At 59.9% G+C, this 14238-nt stretch carries 8 protein-coding genes, 1 tRNA gene and 4 pseudogenes; 8 read left to right on the forward strand and 5 right to left on the reverse strand.

The window, feature by feature from the left end:
* Position 1: 1 nt before the first annotated feature.
* Positions 2-367, reverse strand: coding sequence for a hypothetical protein (locus tag IVA96_RS20700; RefSeq protein WP_247418935.1), 366 nt, complete (start codon positions 365-367; stop codon positions 2-4).
* Between IVA96_RS20700 and IVA96_RS20705 the strand changes: the two genes are divergently transcribed.
* Complete coding sequence (locus IVA96_RS20705; protein ID WP_346347904.1) at positions 317-3628, forward strand: transglycosylase domain-containing protein; 3312 nt, start codon at positions 317-319, stop codon at positions 3626-3628. The two genes, IVA96_RS20700 and IVA96_RS20705, sit on opposite strands and share 51 nt — an antisense overlap.
* A gap of 10 nt (positions 3629-3638) precedes the next feature.
* Positions 3639-4646: a hypothetical protein gene (locus IVA96_RS20710; protein ID WP_247278631.1), complete on the forward strand. Its 1008-nt coding sequence runs from the start codon at positions 3639-3641 to the stop codon at positions 4644-4646.
* A 187-nt stretch (positions 4647-4833) separates the two neighbouring features.
* Here the strand turns inward: IVA96_RS20710 and IVA96_RS20715 are convergent.
* A tRNA-OTHER gene (locus IVA96_RS20715) sits at positions 4834-4924 on the reverse strand.
* A 530-nt stretch (positions 4925-5454) separates the two neighbouring features.
* Between IVA96_RS20715 and IVA96_RS20720 the strand changes: the two genes are divergently transcribed.
* The 4 genes and pseudogenes from IVA96_RS20720 to IVA96_RS35855 form a co-directional block, all read left to right on the forward strand.
* Positions 5455-5784 carry a hypothetical protein gene (locus IVA96_RS20720; protein ID WP_346015455.1) on the forward strand — a complete coding sequence of 110 codons (330 nt, stop codon included), beginning with the start codon at positions 5455-5457 and terminating at the stop codon, positions 5782-5784.
* Positions 5785-5876: 92 nt separating this feature from the next.
* Positions 5877-7589 (forward strand): recombinase family protein, encoded by a 1713-nt coding sequence (locus tag IVA96_RS20725; RefSeq protein ID WP_247418936.1) that lies wholly within the window; start codon positions 5877-5879, stop codon positions 7587-7589.
* Positions 7590-7899: 310 nt separating this feature from the next.
* A pseudogene (locus IVA96_RS20730) lies at positions 7900-8326 on the forward strand (hypothetical protein).
* A gap of 30 nt (positions 8327-8356) precedes the next feature.
* Positions 8357-8494 (forward strand): annotated as a pseudogene (locus tag IVA96_RS35855) (SOS response-associated peptidase); the annotation flags it as partial.
* Between the two features lie 355 nt (positions 8495-8849).
* On the opposite strand, the gene IVA96_RS20740 reads toward IVA96_RS35855, so the two are convergent.
* The 3 genes and pseudogenes from IVA96_RS20740 to IVA96_RS20750 form a co-directional block, all read right to left on the reverse strand.
* Positions 8850-9413, reverse strand: coding sequence for a hypothetical protein (locus tag IVA96_RS20740; RefSeq protein ID WP_247333814.1), 564 nt, complete (start codon positions 9411-9413; stop codon positions 8850-8852).
* Positions 9414-9469: 56 nt separating this feature from the next.
* Positions 9470-10729, reverse strand: coding sequence for a TAXI family TRAP transporter solute-binding subunit (locus IVA96_RS20745; protein ID WP_247278628.1), 1260 nt, complete (start codon positions 10727-10729; stop codon positions 9470-9472).
* A gap of 681 nt (positions 10730-11410) precedes the next feature.
* Positions 11411-12440, reverse strand: a pseudogene (locus tag IVA96_RS20750) (IS110 family transposase).
* A gap of 629 nt (positions 12441-13069) precedes the next feature.
* Here IVA96_RS20750 and IVA96_RS20755 point away from each other — a divergent pair.
* Positions 13070-13243, forward strand: coding sequence for a hypothetical protein (locus IVA96_RS20755; RefSeq protein ID WP_247278627.1), 174 nt, complete (start codon positions 13070-13072; stop codon positions 13241-13243).
* 23 nt (positions 13244-13266) lie between these two features.
* Positions 13267-13944, forward strand: a pseudogene (istB, locus tag IVA96_RS20760) (IS21-like element helper ATPase IstB); the annotation flags it as partial.
* Positions 13945-14238 lie beyond the last annotated feature (294 nt).

Consider the following 14238-nt stretch of genomic DNA (forward strand, 5'->3'; position numbering starts at 1 on the left):
TTCACTCATCCAATTTCTTGTTCAGTTCAGGATCGAGCTTGGTCCGGTCGACAGACTGATAGAACGTGATAGGTCTGCATTTTCCTTCGAAATCGGCGAGGACGACCGCCGTCCACGGGCTCGTGGTCTCGCCCGAACCGTCGCGGGGGTCCGGCATGACCTTGCGAGCAGCGACCACATACCAAGCGCGACCGGCAGTTGCCGCCTTCGCAGCCGCAGCGAACTCATCCAATATCCCGCGCAGATTTTTGCGCATTTCTTCTTCAGTGTCCCCGCGGAGGTATTTTCGAGACGACTTTCCCGCCTCCCCGTACTCATGATGAATGTTCAACTGCAGTCGGGCATCGTCCACTTCGATCTTGGTCACCCGTGTCACCGCTCCGCCTTCGCGAAGATAGTCTCGCACCCGGACGTCGCAGGCCAAAAATCTGTCGGTGGGCGGCTGAGCAACGCTAGCTGCAGGGGAGACTGCGGCAAGTTTCTTTTTTCGAGGAGCAGCATCCGCAGGCATCGTGGCGAGGGTGGCGCTGAGGAGCGCCACGGCAAGCACGACTGGAAGAGGGGCATTCATGAGTGCGCTGCCAATTCGGTCTTTCTAAAACGCACGGGCCTCGCATTGGTTCCGCGGCGAGGCCAGGGTGGAGCAATCATGAAGGCCCTGAGAAGCGGGCGGCGGCAGCTCAGGAACTTTTTCCTCAACACAGTCTTGTTTGTTATTGTTCTACGACCTTACGGAGGCGGCTTTTTCGACCGTCGGCCGGTCATGGACTCGATACTCATCAAGATCTTCGCCACGGCGCTTGCCTTCAGCCAGGTCACGACGCGGCCGGATGGGGTCAAGACGGAGTTCGATGCGGTGCGCGACCGCTTCGAGGTGGCGCAGCTTTTGAGTGCCGGCTGCGCCCACATGCGCAAGGCTTTCGACATCGAGGACATCAACCTGGACGATCTGATTGCCACTGCCATGGATGACAAGCAGGCGTTGAACAACGAGATCAAGGCGCTCAAAGGACTGAATTTGGCCGACCTCCAGGTGGCCTATAAGCAGTTCTGCAAGGTCGAAAACGTGGAAGAATCTCCGGTCGATCTTGGTCAGGTCATCGCCTTCTACAACAGCGCGGTCAAGGATCTGCCCGACGCGGTGCAGCTTAAGCACCTCAGGCTTCCTGGCACCAGCATAGTCCTCGACAACAAGGGCGAGCGCCTGGCCGAGATTTACGTGCCGAACAATCGCCGCATCTGGGTCAAGCTTGCGGATATCCCGGAAGCGGTGCGTAACGCATTCATCGCCGCCGAGGACAAGCGCTTCTTCCAACACGCCGGCATTGACGAGCGCGGACTGGTCCGCGCTTTCATCGGCAACTTCACGCACCCGGGCCGGCCGCAGGGTGGCTCGACCATTACGCAGCAGGTCGCCAAGAACTTGCTGGTAGGCAGCGACATCACTTACGAAAGAAAACTGCGCGAAATGATCGTTGCCTCGCGGATGGAGCGCGCCCTGACCAAGGCGGAAATCCTCGAGCTCTATCTCAACTCGATTTATCTCGGTCGCGGAACCTGGGGCATCGAGATGGCGGCGCGCAGCTATTTCGGCAAGCCGGCCAAGGCGCTCTCCGCCCTCGAGGGCGCCCTTCTCGCCGCGCTCGCCAAGGGACCGAACTACTTCAACCCCGACCATCACCCCGAGCGCGCGCGCGAGCGCCTTGCCTACGTGCTCGGCCGCATGCGGGACGACGCCATGATCGACGCCGCCGCGGCGAACGCAGTATTGCCGCAGCTGGTCGAGTACCGGCCGACGCGACGGGACTTCGGCTTTCACTTCGTCGATCACATCGCCCGCGAGGCAAAGTTGGTGGCGGGCCTCGATACTCTCACCAACTCCTCCTACACGGTGCGCTCGACCGTCAACTCGGCCTTGCAGCGCGTCGTCGAAGCGACATTGCAGGAGGGCCTCGCGCGGTACGAGCTGAACACCGGCCGTTACAAATTTGAGGGACCCGAGGCGAACATTTCCGATGACGTCCGTCGTATTGCGGCAGACCTGAAGACCGCGGAACCGGCTTGGCTCGCGGCGTTGAAGGCGACGCGGCTACCTCTCTACGACGTTCACTGGGAATCGGCGGTCGTCCTGGAGAATGCGCGTGGCAAGCGTGGCCACGCCATCAACGTCGGCCTGACCGACGGAAGAATCCTGCCGCTGAACACCTGGAGCGCCGCCATCCAGCGCGGCCTCAAGCCGTACGATGTGGTCTACGTGCAACTGCGCGAAGCCAAGGGCAAGGAAGCGGCGCGTGCCGATCTGCGTATTCGACCGACGGTGCAGGGAGCGGCGCTCGTACTTGGGAACGAAACCGGCCGCATTCTCGCGATGGCGGGCGGCTTTTCATATCCGGCAAGCCAGCTTAACCGCGTCGTCCAGAGCCTGCGGCAACCCGGCTCAACCTTGAAGCCGCTGACCTATCTCGCCGCCCTTCGCAAGGGATTGCAGCCCAACACGCTGGTGATGGACGAACCCATTACGCTGACACCGATCGGCGCGACGGTCCACGCGCGCCGGGGCGATTTCTGGTCGCCGAAGAACTATGACGGCGGCGCTTTGGGCGCCATTACACTGCGGCGTGCGCTGGAAAACTCCCGCAATCTCGCCACCGTGCAACTGCTCGCGTCCGGCCTCGACGACGGTGCCGAGCGAGGCCTCGACCGGGTCTGCGAGCTCGCGATGGAAGCGCAGCTCTACAAGGACTGCATGCGCTACTACCCGTTCGTGCTCGGTGCCCAAACCGTGCGGCTCATCGACCTTGCGGCTTTCTATGCAGCGATCGCCAACGAGGGCGCCCGACCCCGGCCCCATGCGATCGAAACGATCGAACAGGACGGCCGACCAATCTACCAGCACGATCCGCGTGCGGTGGACTGGATCGGCTCGGCCGACCGCGCATCGTTTTACCAGTTGAAATCAATGCTGCAGGGCGTGCTCGCGCGCGGAACCGCGCGCGTCGTGAAGCATCTTTCGCCCTTTGTCGGCGGCAAGACGGGTACCACTGATAATGCGGTCGACGCCTGGTTCGTCGGTTTCACAAATGACGTTACCATCGCCATCTGGGTCGGCTACGACAACAGCGATGGCGGGCGCCGCTCCCTTGGCCGCGGCCAGACCGGATCAAAAGTGGCGCTGCCGATGTTCGAGCCGATCGTGCAGGCAACCTGGGAGCTGCACGCTCCCAAGACGGCATTGAACGGCCCTTCGCGCGAAGCAATGCATCAGCTCGCTACTCTGTCGATCGATCCCTATACCGGCGATCCTTCACCGGCCGGCTCCGGCCGCGCTTTTACCGAGTATCTCAAGAGGGATCCGTCGGGCAGAATCGATGATACGCAATTTCGGATCGTCTCGCGTGCAGAAAGCTACGCCTATCGTGGCGGTCGTGATGAAGACGACGGGCCATTCCAGCCGTGGTCCGACGAGAGCCCCCATTACGGCGATAACCGGTTGCCCTTTCCATTCCCGACCTGGCGTCTTGGTCCTCGCGAATATCCCTCCTGGCGCGGACCTCCCGATGACGAGGACCGCCTCCCGCGACCGCCGCTCCGAGTCGACCCCGATTATTTCTGGCGGCGGCTGAATTGAGCATTGACCCATGAGACTCCACCGTGCCGCTGTCCTCATCGCTGCCTGCGTGGCCGCTTGCACAGGTGCGGCCGCGCAGGAATTCCAGCTGGAGGACGTGCCCGCACCCGCCAGCGTCCCGATCGATCAGATCAAACCGCGCACCGTCATCTTCGCCGACCAACGCAACGACAAGCTCGCCGATCCCTCGACCGAGCTCATTCCTTTCGACGATTGGGCCCGCTCACGTCCGGTTCAGCGGCGCTTCCTCTCGCTCTTCCCGAGCTTCGTTGAGCCCACGCTCAACCAGCAAACGAAGCTGAAGCTCTCGGTCTACCAGGCGGAGGCGCGGTTTCGACTTTCAAGACCGGCAGCGGCATTGGATCTGTCGCGGTATGCAAATGTCGCGTTCCTTGAGCAGATCGATCCGGCCGTCAAGCACTGGCCCATCACGGCGGGCGATGATGCTCCCAACAAAGACGCGGGCGCCGCGCATAACCGTCCGCCGGATCGCCGCTGGTGCGAGGACGCGAACGCGATCTGCGTGCGGTCCCGCTACATGTTCGAAGGGAAAATTCCGGCGGGCATTCAGCTTGCCAACAAGCTGCGCGAGGAGAGCAAAAAACCGATTCCGGATTTCATCGAGTTCCAGAGTGAGATCATGCTGGTCACGCAGCCGCGCCTTGCCGAGTTGCCGAGCCTGACAGGGCTCGACTCCACAGTCACCAGCGCGCTCGAGCAGAACATCTTTTGGGTGAACCAGGTCATCCAGTTCGGCAAGCTGCTTGCGGTTCTGCAACAGCATCCGACCGAGCGGGAAGCCGCCATCGCAACGGTCTACATCCTGATTGCGGTCAGGAACGACGTGCTGAACAAGCAAAGGGAATACAGCAATACACCCGTTCTGCGAAACCTCGTTCCCGCGCAACTGCTCATGGGCAAGAGCTCCTTCAACAGCGGCGATTCGCTGAGCGCCGGCCTGCCGAAATACGCCAGAAGCCGCATCAAGGCGATCGCCAACATGATGGAGCGGGAATAGATCGTGTGCGGCAACGACAAATCGCGTTTGCAGTCGACAGGCGTCTGAGAAACCCCGAAGAACTGGCAAACAGGTCTCCGAGCCAGGGCAAGACTCCTGCCGCCACCGCTTGCAAGATCAGTCGCTCAAGAGGCTGGCACTCCCGATCGGGACTCCCATCCCAAAATATCGCGGAATATCGTGCATTTGGCGCTCCCTAGGGGAATCGAACCCCTGTTTCAGCCTTGAGAGGGCTGAACCGCAGAAGCGAGTTCGCGGCCGACATTGTCGCCCGAGTCCCCGAGCGACCCGGAGGCGCGTCCGGCCTCGATCTACCAAGGATTAGATTGTTGGCCCGGGCTTTTGTCAGATTGCGTGGCCAGTTCCACTTGATGGGTGGGGCCCACGACAACGATCGAGGAGTCAGGTTCAAGCGAATGAGCGAGCAGCAACGACGCCTCAAGAGATTGCCAATCAAGGATTCACCACGAAGCCATCAAGGATTCGGTTACTAAGGCGAAAGCTGAGGCGCTACCGATGCGCTACGGACCGGGATTCGATGCGACGCGACCCTTTTAACGCATTGATATCGTGCAGACTTCTGGTAGCGGGGGTCCGCTACATCGCTAAACCCACTATTTCGGAGGTCCTGTTTTCTTACCGGCGAGCAGCCTAACTCGGGCCGTCGGGACTTGGTAGTCCGCCAAAAGGCCGCCGATTCTTTACCTCCCCGCGCCCCATAGTCTTCCTGACGTGGCTCATTGTGCCGGGTGTCATCTACGCGTGGCGCCGGGGCCACAGGCAGCTTGCTTGTAAGGCCAGCCTTTTGATGTTTGCTGCACTCACAATTGATGCACTCGGCGTTCGTCGCGGTCTAAAGGTTGAGTACTTCGTATTCACTGATCCCTTGATCATCATCGCCGGAATGCTGCTGATGGCCCGGATCGACTTTGTGCGCTCCCATCGGGCAACGTTCCCAGTAGGCGCGACGCTGATTGCCTTGCACATCGTTGTAAGCAAGGCCGAGCCTATAAAAATGCTCATTAAACGCAGCGGGCCGGAAAGCATTTGTGAGTGGCACCAGGAATACTTGCCAACCTCCGCCTGCCCTGGTGTGCTTCCCTATCGAGTTCGAGGCCCACCAGCACGTAAAGACTGATCGTATTCGTCTCAACTCGGACCGGTGCCGGAAACGGACCGTGCACCTCTCCAGGCCAGTCTTGCCTTTCAAAGTCAAGCGGGGCCGGTTCCATGCAGACAACAGCACCTCCCGCCGATGCCGCTTTGCGTGGACTGAAAGCCGCGCAATACGTCCGCATGTCAACGGATGCCCAGAAATACTCGATCGAGAACCAAATGGCGGCGATAGCCGCGCACGCCGCGCGGCGGCACATCAAAATTGTCCGCACTTATGCCGATGCCGGCCGCAGTGGGCTTCGCATCCAGGGACGCGCCGGGCTCCAGGATCTTATTCGGGACGTCCAGCTTGGCCGCGCCGACTACGATTGCGTGCTGGTGTATGACATCACACGATGGGGACGGTTTCAGGACGTGGATGAAAGCGCCTATTATGAGTTTATTTGCAAACGCGCGGGCGTCCGTGTCCACTACTGCGCCGATGAGTTCGAGAACGACGGGAGCTTGGCCTCCATTGTTCTCAAGAACATCAAGCGGGTCGCGGCTGCCGACTACAGCAAGCAGCTGTCAAAGAAAGTCTTCCTCGGACAGTGTCAGGTCGTAAGCCTCGGCTACTGGCGCGGCGGTCCGGCCGGCTATGGGTTGCGCCGCATGCTGCTTGACGAGCATGGTAAGCCTAAAGGGGTCCTGGAGTACGGGGAACACAAGAGCCTAAAAGCTCAGCGCACCGTGCTAGTGCCCGGTCCCGCGCCGGAGCAGAAGGTCGTGCGCCGCATCTTCAAGGCGTTCGTCGACCGGAAAAAGAGCCGAACACAGATCGCGATCGACTTGAATGCGAACAGCATTCCCAACGCACGCGGCAAGCCGTGGACCTCGCTGACCATCAGCAACACCCTCAAGAACGAGGCCTATGCCGGGCATCTGGTTTATAACCGTCGCTCTCAGAAGCTCGGCGAAAAGCAGGTGGCCAACCCGCCTGAGATGTGGGTTCGCCGGGACAATGCCTTCAAGCCTCTCATTGCGCCACGTCTCTTCGCTAAGGCGCAGCGTCGACTTGCGCAGGTCGAGCATGGACGCGTCCTGTCCAACGCACAGATGCTCGAGCGCCTACGCACCCTGTTCCGCCGGAAGGGCCGCTTGTCGCTGAAATTGATGATGACCACAAAGAGTATCCCCCACAATAAGACCTACGCTCAACGTTTCGGATCGCTGGCGGAGGCATTCAGGCTGGTCGGCTTCGAACCCAATCCCCGCTATTGCTTTCGCGAGACCGCGGCAAAGGTGGACCGACTGATCGCCTCCATCGCCCGCGACATCATCGGCGAGGTGGAAAAACGCCGGCGCAGCATCACTTTTCTTCAAGAGCTCCGCCTGCTGACTATAAGCAGCAATGTGACTGTATCGGTCACCTTGGCGCGGGCGGTATCTGACGGAGAACAATATTCCGGACCTACTCCTCGATGGGAGGTACTAAGGCTCAAGTACAAGAAATCTGATCTCGTCCTGATCGTTAGACTTGATGCCGCCAATGAGCGGATCCAGGATTTCTTCCTGCTCCCCACAGCTAATCTGCCCAAGACAAGAGACGGACGCGTGCGAATTTCGACGCGGGTCTTTGGTCAAAGTAGGTGCCCCACATTTGCGACTGTCATCAGCGCCCTGCATCAGCGGCTGGATGGACCTCAGTGCGGCTTTGAGTTGCATGAACGCGAGGTCAGCCGCCGGTCAGCCATTCAAAACCGTGCTTCCACAACAACGCTAAGCCAGCAGAAGAGACCACGGACGCGAACGCGGCCCAAAACGCGGAGCGACTGCGCGCAGCACTGATCGACCGCAAGTACAGGAATGCCCCTAGTAGTGTGCCATAGTTCCTCCTGAAGTCTCCATTGAGCTTTGCAATCTTTGACAGCTCGGAAGTTGTCTCGATTTCATCGGCCATATGCGCTGACCCTCGTTACTGAACCAGCGCCTTATGAACCACTGTTTTGCCCGACGGATCAACCGAAAAATTTCGGTATTTCAAAAATATTTCTCAGGCCGGCTCTTTGGTCGTTGACCAACCTTTTGGCGTCATGCCAGGGGACGCCGCTAGGCCTAGCGGCTTGCCTCCCAGCCCGTTCGCCGGAATCTATGTCGCATGGGCACCAAGTCGCGCGAACTCAACTGGGGCGGCCGGATCATGGGCGCGAAGATCCATGCGCAGGGTGCCCGCAAGCGTGCCCAGGAGGCCGAACGTGAGGCAGATCGTGCGGAGGGAGCAGCCTGGTCTGTGCGCATGGAGGGCTACGGCGGACCTGCCCAGCCCTCCCCAACGGTCGGTCAGTGCCTCAACGGCGGCCTTGGTTGGCTGGAGGTCGAGTGCGTCCGCTGCAAGGACGCGCGCGAGCCTGCCTCTCGACGCCATCCGCCGGCCTAAAGATACGCCGCTCTGGAAGCTGGAAGCCTCGCTGAAGTGCCGATCGTGCCGCACACCGCGATACGCGCCGCCCGCGCGCATGATCAAGTTGATCGAGGCGCGGCAAATCACGCCTTACAAGTGGGTGCATCCAACTGAAGAACGTTAGGTCGAGTTGCAAATCGGGTTAGGTGGAACCATCTGCAATCTATATTCGATCACCACCAACCAAGCCGCCATCAGCGCGCTGTTTCGCGTGATCAATCAACACGGCGGTAATTTAGCGCCGATGCTAGGCGTATTCCCGGACTACAAGGCACCCATCGTCCGGACCGGGCGCGTCGTCGATGTGAAGCAAGTCGGGCGCGGGCATCGCGTGCCACAGCGCTGCAGTGACCGACCGGTCCTTGCGCCAAAGGCGATGCCCGACATCAGCATTGGTCCGCGAGGATCCTCAACTCAGGAGCCACGAGAGGGCGCCACATGATGATGAAACCAGCCTCGTCGGTGGCGAGGAAAACCCCTGCGCGCGATCTCCTCCGGTTCGCGAGGCGCTTGACGGGAATCTGCGGCAGGATGTTTTTGTCCAACACTTCGCCTGCACCATCTCGGCGTCTGCGGAGTCCGAAGTTGCTTCACCAAATGTCTGCGGACACACACGATCCTTTCAATGCCTAAGATCCTGCTACTCGCTATTTAACCTGCTCTTCCCCCTTCTTGCTCACGTGCCAAATGTGGATGTGATAATGGGGCTTATCGAGTCCAGGATGACCGGAATTGAAGTAGGCGGTTACGTGGTCCCCCTTTCCGGCGAGGCCTTCAAGATCGAATCGTTTTCGATTCTCAAGGTCCTCGATAGGGAGCATGTAGATCGTGCTGCTCAATCTGCCGTTGCGGTCGAAAGCACGGTATGGTCCGTTCGGGAGCGTGTTGGGCTGAACGTAAAGCGCGCCGATACCGGGGAAGAAGGGCGGAAAATCTACGAGCGAGCTCACCTGCTTATATCCTATGCGCTCGCTCTTCCGTCTGTCGCTGATGTGCACCGCCACTCGTTTAGGCTTGCGCCTGTGCATGTAGATCGTGCTGCTCAATCTGCCCCTAAGGTCGAAAGCACGGTCGCTTATGTGCACCGCCAATCGATTCGGCGGACTGGGCGTGAGCGTCTCGGTTTTGCGTGCTGTCTGCGCGTTCGCCGCCAGAGGCACGGCGAGGATGGCCAGGGCCAGAAAGCCTATGGCACATACACACTTCATCATTGTTATGCCCCTACCATTGCTGCTCGAAGGCCACCCTGTAACGGATATGAGATCGGTCAGCGGCCTCTCCGCTCCCGCCACCAGCGCAGGAAACCCTGAAACAAGCGTTCGCGCTCGGTGGCGGAAGGAACAATGCCCGACTGATCCAAATACCGCTCAAACTCCGCCCGCGAGTCGGCATCGGGTGTTGCCAAGTGGTGCTGCTTCAGCCAGCGTTCCGCGGGAGCGAAGCGGCTCCACCCGGGCCACACCGCCGCAAGATTGATCTGTTTCCATTTCGGGTGCCGCGCTGGACCCTCAAACTCCGAAATGCGCGAGAAGAACGCGTAAACGAACGTCTCCAAGCGTTGGTATCGCTCGCTTGTCCGAGGCGAGTTGGAAGCAATGAGGACCGAACCAACCGCAAGCGTCTCGATGCGCCCGTCAGAAGCGATCAGGTTCGGATAATCCTGGTGGGTGAAAGTCCCCGGCAGATAATCCCCTTCCAAGGATGAAGTGTATGGCACCGGAACGAGATGGAAGCCGTCCTCGCGCCCGTATCGTTCGAGCCAACGGGCGGGTTTGCCCGTGATGAACAAGGTGGCCGCAATGTCGCCGCTCCGCATGCCTTCCGCAGCTGCATTCTGATCAACATTAATTTCTGTCACTTTCACGCCCAGTCGACTGAGGATGTCCCGCGCCAAGACTTCCGTACCGCCATCCTCCTCCCCAAGGTTGACGCGTGTTCCAGCGAGGTCAGCAACAGTGCGGATCTCTGGGCGCGCAAGGATGTGGAGTTCTTCGTGGAAGAGGGGGGCGATGTAGACCAAGCTCTTCGAGATATCACCCAACTCCTTGCTGGCGCGCAGGCGCTCGAGCAGAATTGTGGGCGTAATGCCCATGTCGGCGCCCGGTAGGGTTAGCACGTCACGAACGTTCTGAATGCCGCCCTTGCCGACCATCGGCAGAATCCGCAGTGCGACCTCCCCTCTCGGACCAGTCTCCTGTCCGGTCGCGAGAACCGTCGAGATCTCATGAGCGATTGCAAAGTCGGTCGCGTTTGGGCGACCCGTCACGATCCCAACCGTATTTGAGTTAGGGGAGCGCTTGGCTTGTGCCAGGCGAGGCATGGCCTGCATTGGATAGGGCTGTATCTGTGGTTCAGCTTCAGGCTCACTCGTTCGCGCGATCGATGGCATAGCCTGATGAAACACGCAGGCCAATAGCAAGAAAACAACGATCGCCATTCGCACAGGCAGAAGCTTGCGATGCGATCTACAAGCTTTCTGGCGGTCCTCGACAATGGCAATGAAGATGCCTCTTGATCCTATTTTCATCGTAGGGTCTCCGCCTAGCCCTGTCGCGTCGCATGTGCCTTTAGGTCGGCCAAGCTGCCTTAGACCAATCGAGCCTGCACGTCGCGCCTCCCCGATATTTCATGACGCTTATCGTTGCCTCGATCTGCGCTCGCGCCTGTGTGATTCCACCCTCGATCAGGCAAGGTCAAAATTTGGACGCCCATACGTGGTCCGACACTCTAACGTGGGCTCATCAGCCGAATAATACCTCTTTCGAGGTATTTGCCCGACCTTCCGTGTCATGGCCGGCACGTACCTTGTGTGATGCGCCTCGTTCCCCACGCTCAAGCTCTTTCTCAAGCGCGGAAGTCATATTGGATTGAGCCGACGACGATCTGGGGTTTGAGGAATAGCTGACTCGCTGATTCCCATCGGGATCTTCGCCTCCGGCGCCATGTGTGGACGGCTTCGGGTTGGCAAGGAGAATCTTCACTTTGCGGCGTTGGTCGGTGCGGCCATGTGTTGGGCCTGTTTGCGCGGTTCACGTGACCGCTGGCCATACTGCCCTCCGCGGATCAGGTCCCGATCAAAAGCACGCATTTCAACGATGCCGTGGCCCGTGTGGGTTGTCCTGATCGCCGGATCGACCGGCGCTGCATTTAAGTGCTGTTCGCCCTTCCAACCGTTAAGTCACACCGGCATGTCCGGCGTGATCTCGTTTTACGCCATGAGAGCGGCGGGTTCCTTGTAGCGTTCGTTCCTCGCCATTATCGCCCAGGCTATCCTGGCGAGTTTGTTGGCGAGCGCGATGGCGGCGACCTTGGTTGCTCGCCGGGCCAGCAATGCGGAGAGCCAGGGTCGATGCCCCGTTCCATGGATGTTGGCATAGCGTATCACGGCGAGTGCGCCTGCCGTGAACAGGCTGCGCAAATAGCGATCGCCCTGCTTGCTGATACTGCCAAGCTTGTCCTTGCCTCCGCTCGAGTTCTGCTTCAGCACGAGTCCAACCCAGGCCGAGAAGTCCCGACCTGATCGGAAGGCCTTGGCATCAGCAACGCTCGCGACCAGCGCCGTTGCCAGCGCCGGACCGACACCAGGAATCGCGTCCAGCCGTTTGCTCGTCGCGCTTGATCTGTGCCAGGCGATGATGCGTCTGTCGAACTCCAGGAGTTTGGCCTTCAGTGCCCGCAACTGACTGCCGAGAGCCTCAAGACACGCGCGGGCCACCTCCGGGAGCCGGCGGTCAGCTGTATCGGCGACGACTTCCAGCAGTTGCTCGACACCTCGGCGACCGACCGGGGCGACAATCCCGAACTCGGCAAGATAGGCCGGATTGAATTGATGACGGCAGTCTGCTGGCGGATAAAGAGACGGCGCGCGCGATGAAGCATCAGACAGCTCTGTTGCTCGACCGTCTTGGTCGGCACGAACCGCATGTTGGGTCTCGTGACCGCCTCGCAAATGGCCTCTGCGTCCGTGGTGTCGTTCTTCTGCCGCTTGACGTAGGGCCTCACATAGGCCGGAGGCATCAACCGCACCGTATGCCCCAACGCCTGCAGTTCGCGGGACCAATAGTGGGATGACGCGCAAGCCTCGATCCCCACCAGGCATGGCGGCAACTTCTCAAAAAACGACAGCATGATCCGGCGCCTGAGTTGGCGCCGGATCACCACCTGGCCGGCTGCATCGACGCCATGCACTTGAAGACCGACTTCGAGATATCCAGACCGATCGTCGAAATTGACTGCATAGGCTGCTCCTCCGAATCGTAGGAGCCTCAAACGGCGCCCAATCCTTGGCACTCTCGTGCCCGTGGAGGAGCCGTCCACAGCATCAAAAGCGGACGTCATAATCAAGGAATGGGACTTGGCTACTTACTTACGGCTGTTAAATCTGTGGCCTGATTGCCCGACTTCTCCTCTTGTTTCATGGCGCGAGCGCGCGCGTTCGGATTGCGGCGTTCCCATCCCGAGTGCAGGCTATAACGCACGTTGGTGGGGCTAGAGTCCCGATTACCGAACGACGTAAATCGAAAGACATAAAGCCAACGCTGAATTGCAGGCGCCTGTTTCTGGCGAGAGTATTGCGGGGCTGAACGCGCGAGAGCAGTTCGCTTCCAAGCAAAGCAAGGAGAACATCATGCAAGACAGACGCACGCGGAGAGAACTCAGTGAGAAAGAACTAGAGCAGGTCTGTGGTGGAAAATTAACAACTGCGAACCCGGGCGGGCAGCCCCACGGTGCATCGCAGATCACCACTACTTCAGGGAATGGTAATGCCCCTCCGGGCCAAAATAAAGACCTGCCCCCGGGACTCCAGTAGTCGGCGGGATCGAACGCCGATCAAGAATTCGTCCAATACAGATCCAAGGAGAATGTCATGGATACTCCGTTGAAAAAGATGGACGATTTGAGAGAGATCGCCGAAACCGAGTTGGATTTTGTCCACGGTGGCGCACCGCCGGCCCAGGGAAGCGGCAAGAATGAAGGTGACCACAAGGTAGACGTCTTCGCAGGGAATCCGCACGACCGCCCCGGCGCGAACGCCAAGTAAACACCGTAGTTTTGATCGCGAGGGTAGCCAAGGAGATCGCCGACTTCCAGTTCGACGGCACGCCGATCAACCAGACGCTCGTCAATGATCTCGCCGGCGGCGGCTTCATCGCACGGCAGCGCAACGTCGTTCTGGTCGGCGGCACCGGCTCCGGTAAAACCCACCTGGCCATCGCCATCGCCAGAAGCTGCATCCGATCTGGTGCCCGAGGCCGCTTCTACAACGTCGTCGATCTCGTCAATCGCGTTGAGAGCGAAACCCGCAACGGAAGGCAAGGACGGCTCGCCGAGCATCTGGCCCGGATCGACTTCATCGTGCTGGATGAACTCGGTTATTTGCCCTTCTCTCAGTCCGGGGGCCAGCTTCTCTTCCAGCTCGTCAGCCGGCTCTATGAGCGCGCCTCCGTCATCGTGACCACCAATCTCGCCTTCGGCGAATGGCCGAGTGTGTTCGGCGATGCCAAGATGACCACCGCGCTGCTCGACCGATTGACCTATCACTGCGACATTGTCGAGACCGGCAACGATAGCTGGCGGTTCAAGAGCCGAGACGACGTTTGTCGAGCAGAAGAATGGTGCGGTCGTCCGCCGCCTCATGGGCTATGGCCGGTTCGATGGCGTCGAGACGGCGCGTATGATGGGCCGCCTCTATGCGGCGGCACGGGCTCTATGTCAACTTCTTCCAGCCGTCGTTCAAGCTGAAGGAGAAGCGTAGCGAAGGGGCTAAAGTGATCAAGCGGTATCATCTCCCATCGACGCCCTACGACCGTGCATTGGCGCATCCCAGGGTGACCGCAGCCGTGAAGAAACGGCTCCGCGATCAGTATCGCTCGCTTGATCTGGTCGCACTGTTGGCGGAGATTCGCGCAACCCAAGAGGAGCTAGCAATCGCGTCGATCATCGTGCCGGACAGGCGCGCGGCCTGCAACCCGCTCACACTAGCGCCCTGACAGCGACCGCGGCGACGTTCGCGAAGCCGCTCGGCAAGACGGTGAC

This window comes from Bradyrhizobium sp. 159 (genome assembly GCF_023073795.1).
Classification (GTDB): domain Bacteria; phylum Pseudomonadota; class Alphaproteobacteria; order Rhizobiales; family Xanthobacteraceae; genus Bradyrhizobium.

Bases quoted from the DNA above. Each gene is read 5' to 3' on its own strand.
- IVA96_RS20705 (WP_346347904.1), top strand. From the start codon at position 317: ATGATGAATGTTCAACTGCAGTCGGGCATCGTCCACTTCGATCTTGGT.
- IVA96_RS20710 (WP_247278631.1), top strand. From the start codon at position 3,639: ATGAGACTCCACCGTGCCGCTGTCCTCATCGCTGCCTGCGTGGCCGCT.
- IVA96_RS20720 (WP_346015455.1), top strand. From the start codon at position 5,455: ATGTTTGCTGCACTCACAATTGATGCACTCGGCGTTCGTCGCGGTCTA.
- IVA96_RS20725 (WP_247418936.1), top strand. From the start codon at position 5,877: ATGCAGACAACAGCACCTCCCGCCGATGCCGCTTTGCGTGGACTGAAA.
- IVA96_RS20740 (WP_247333814.1), bottom strand. From the start codon at position 9,413: ATGATGAAGTGTGTATGTGCCATAGGCTTTCTGGCCCTGGCCATCCTC.
- IVA96_RS20745 (WP_247278628.1), bottom strand. From the start codon at position 10,729: ATGAAAATAGGATCAAGAGGCATCTTCATTGCCATTGTCGAGGACCGC.
- IVA96_RS20755 (WP_247278627.1), top strand. From the start codon at position 13,070: ATGGATACTCCGTTGAAAAAGATGGACGATTTGAGAGAGATCGCCGAA.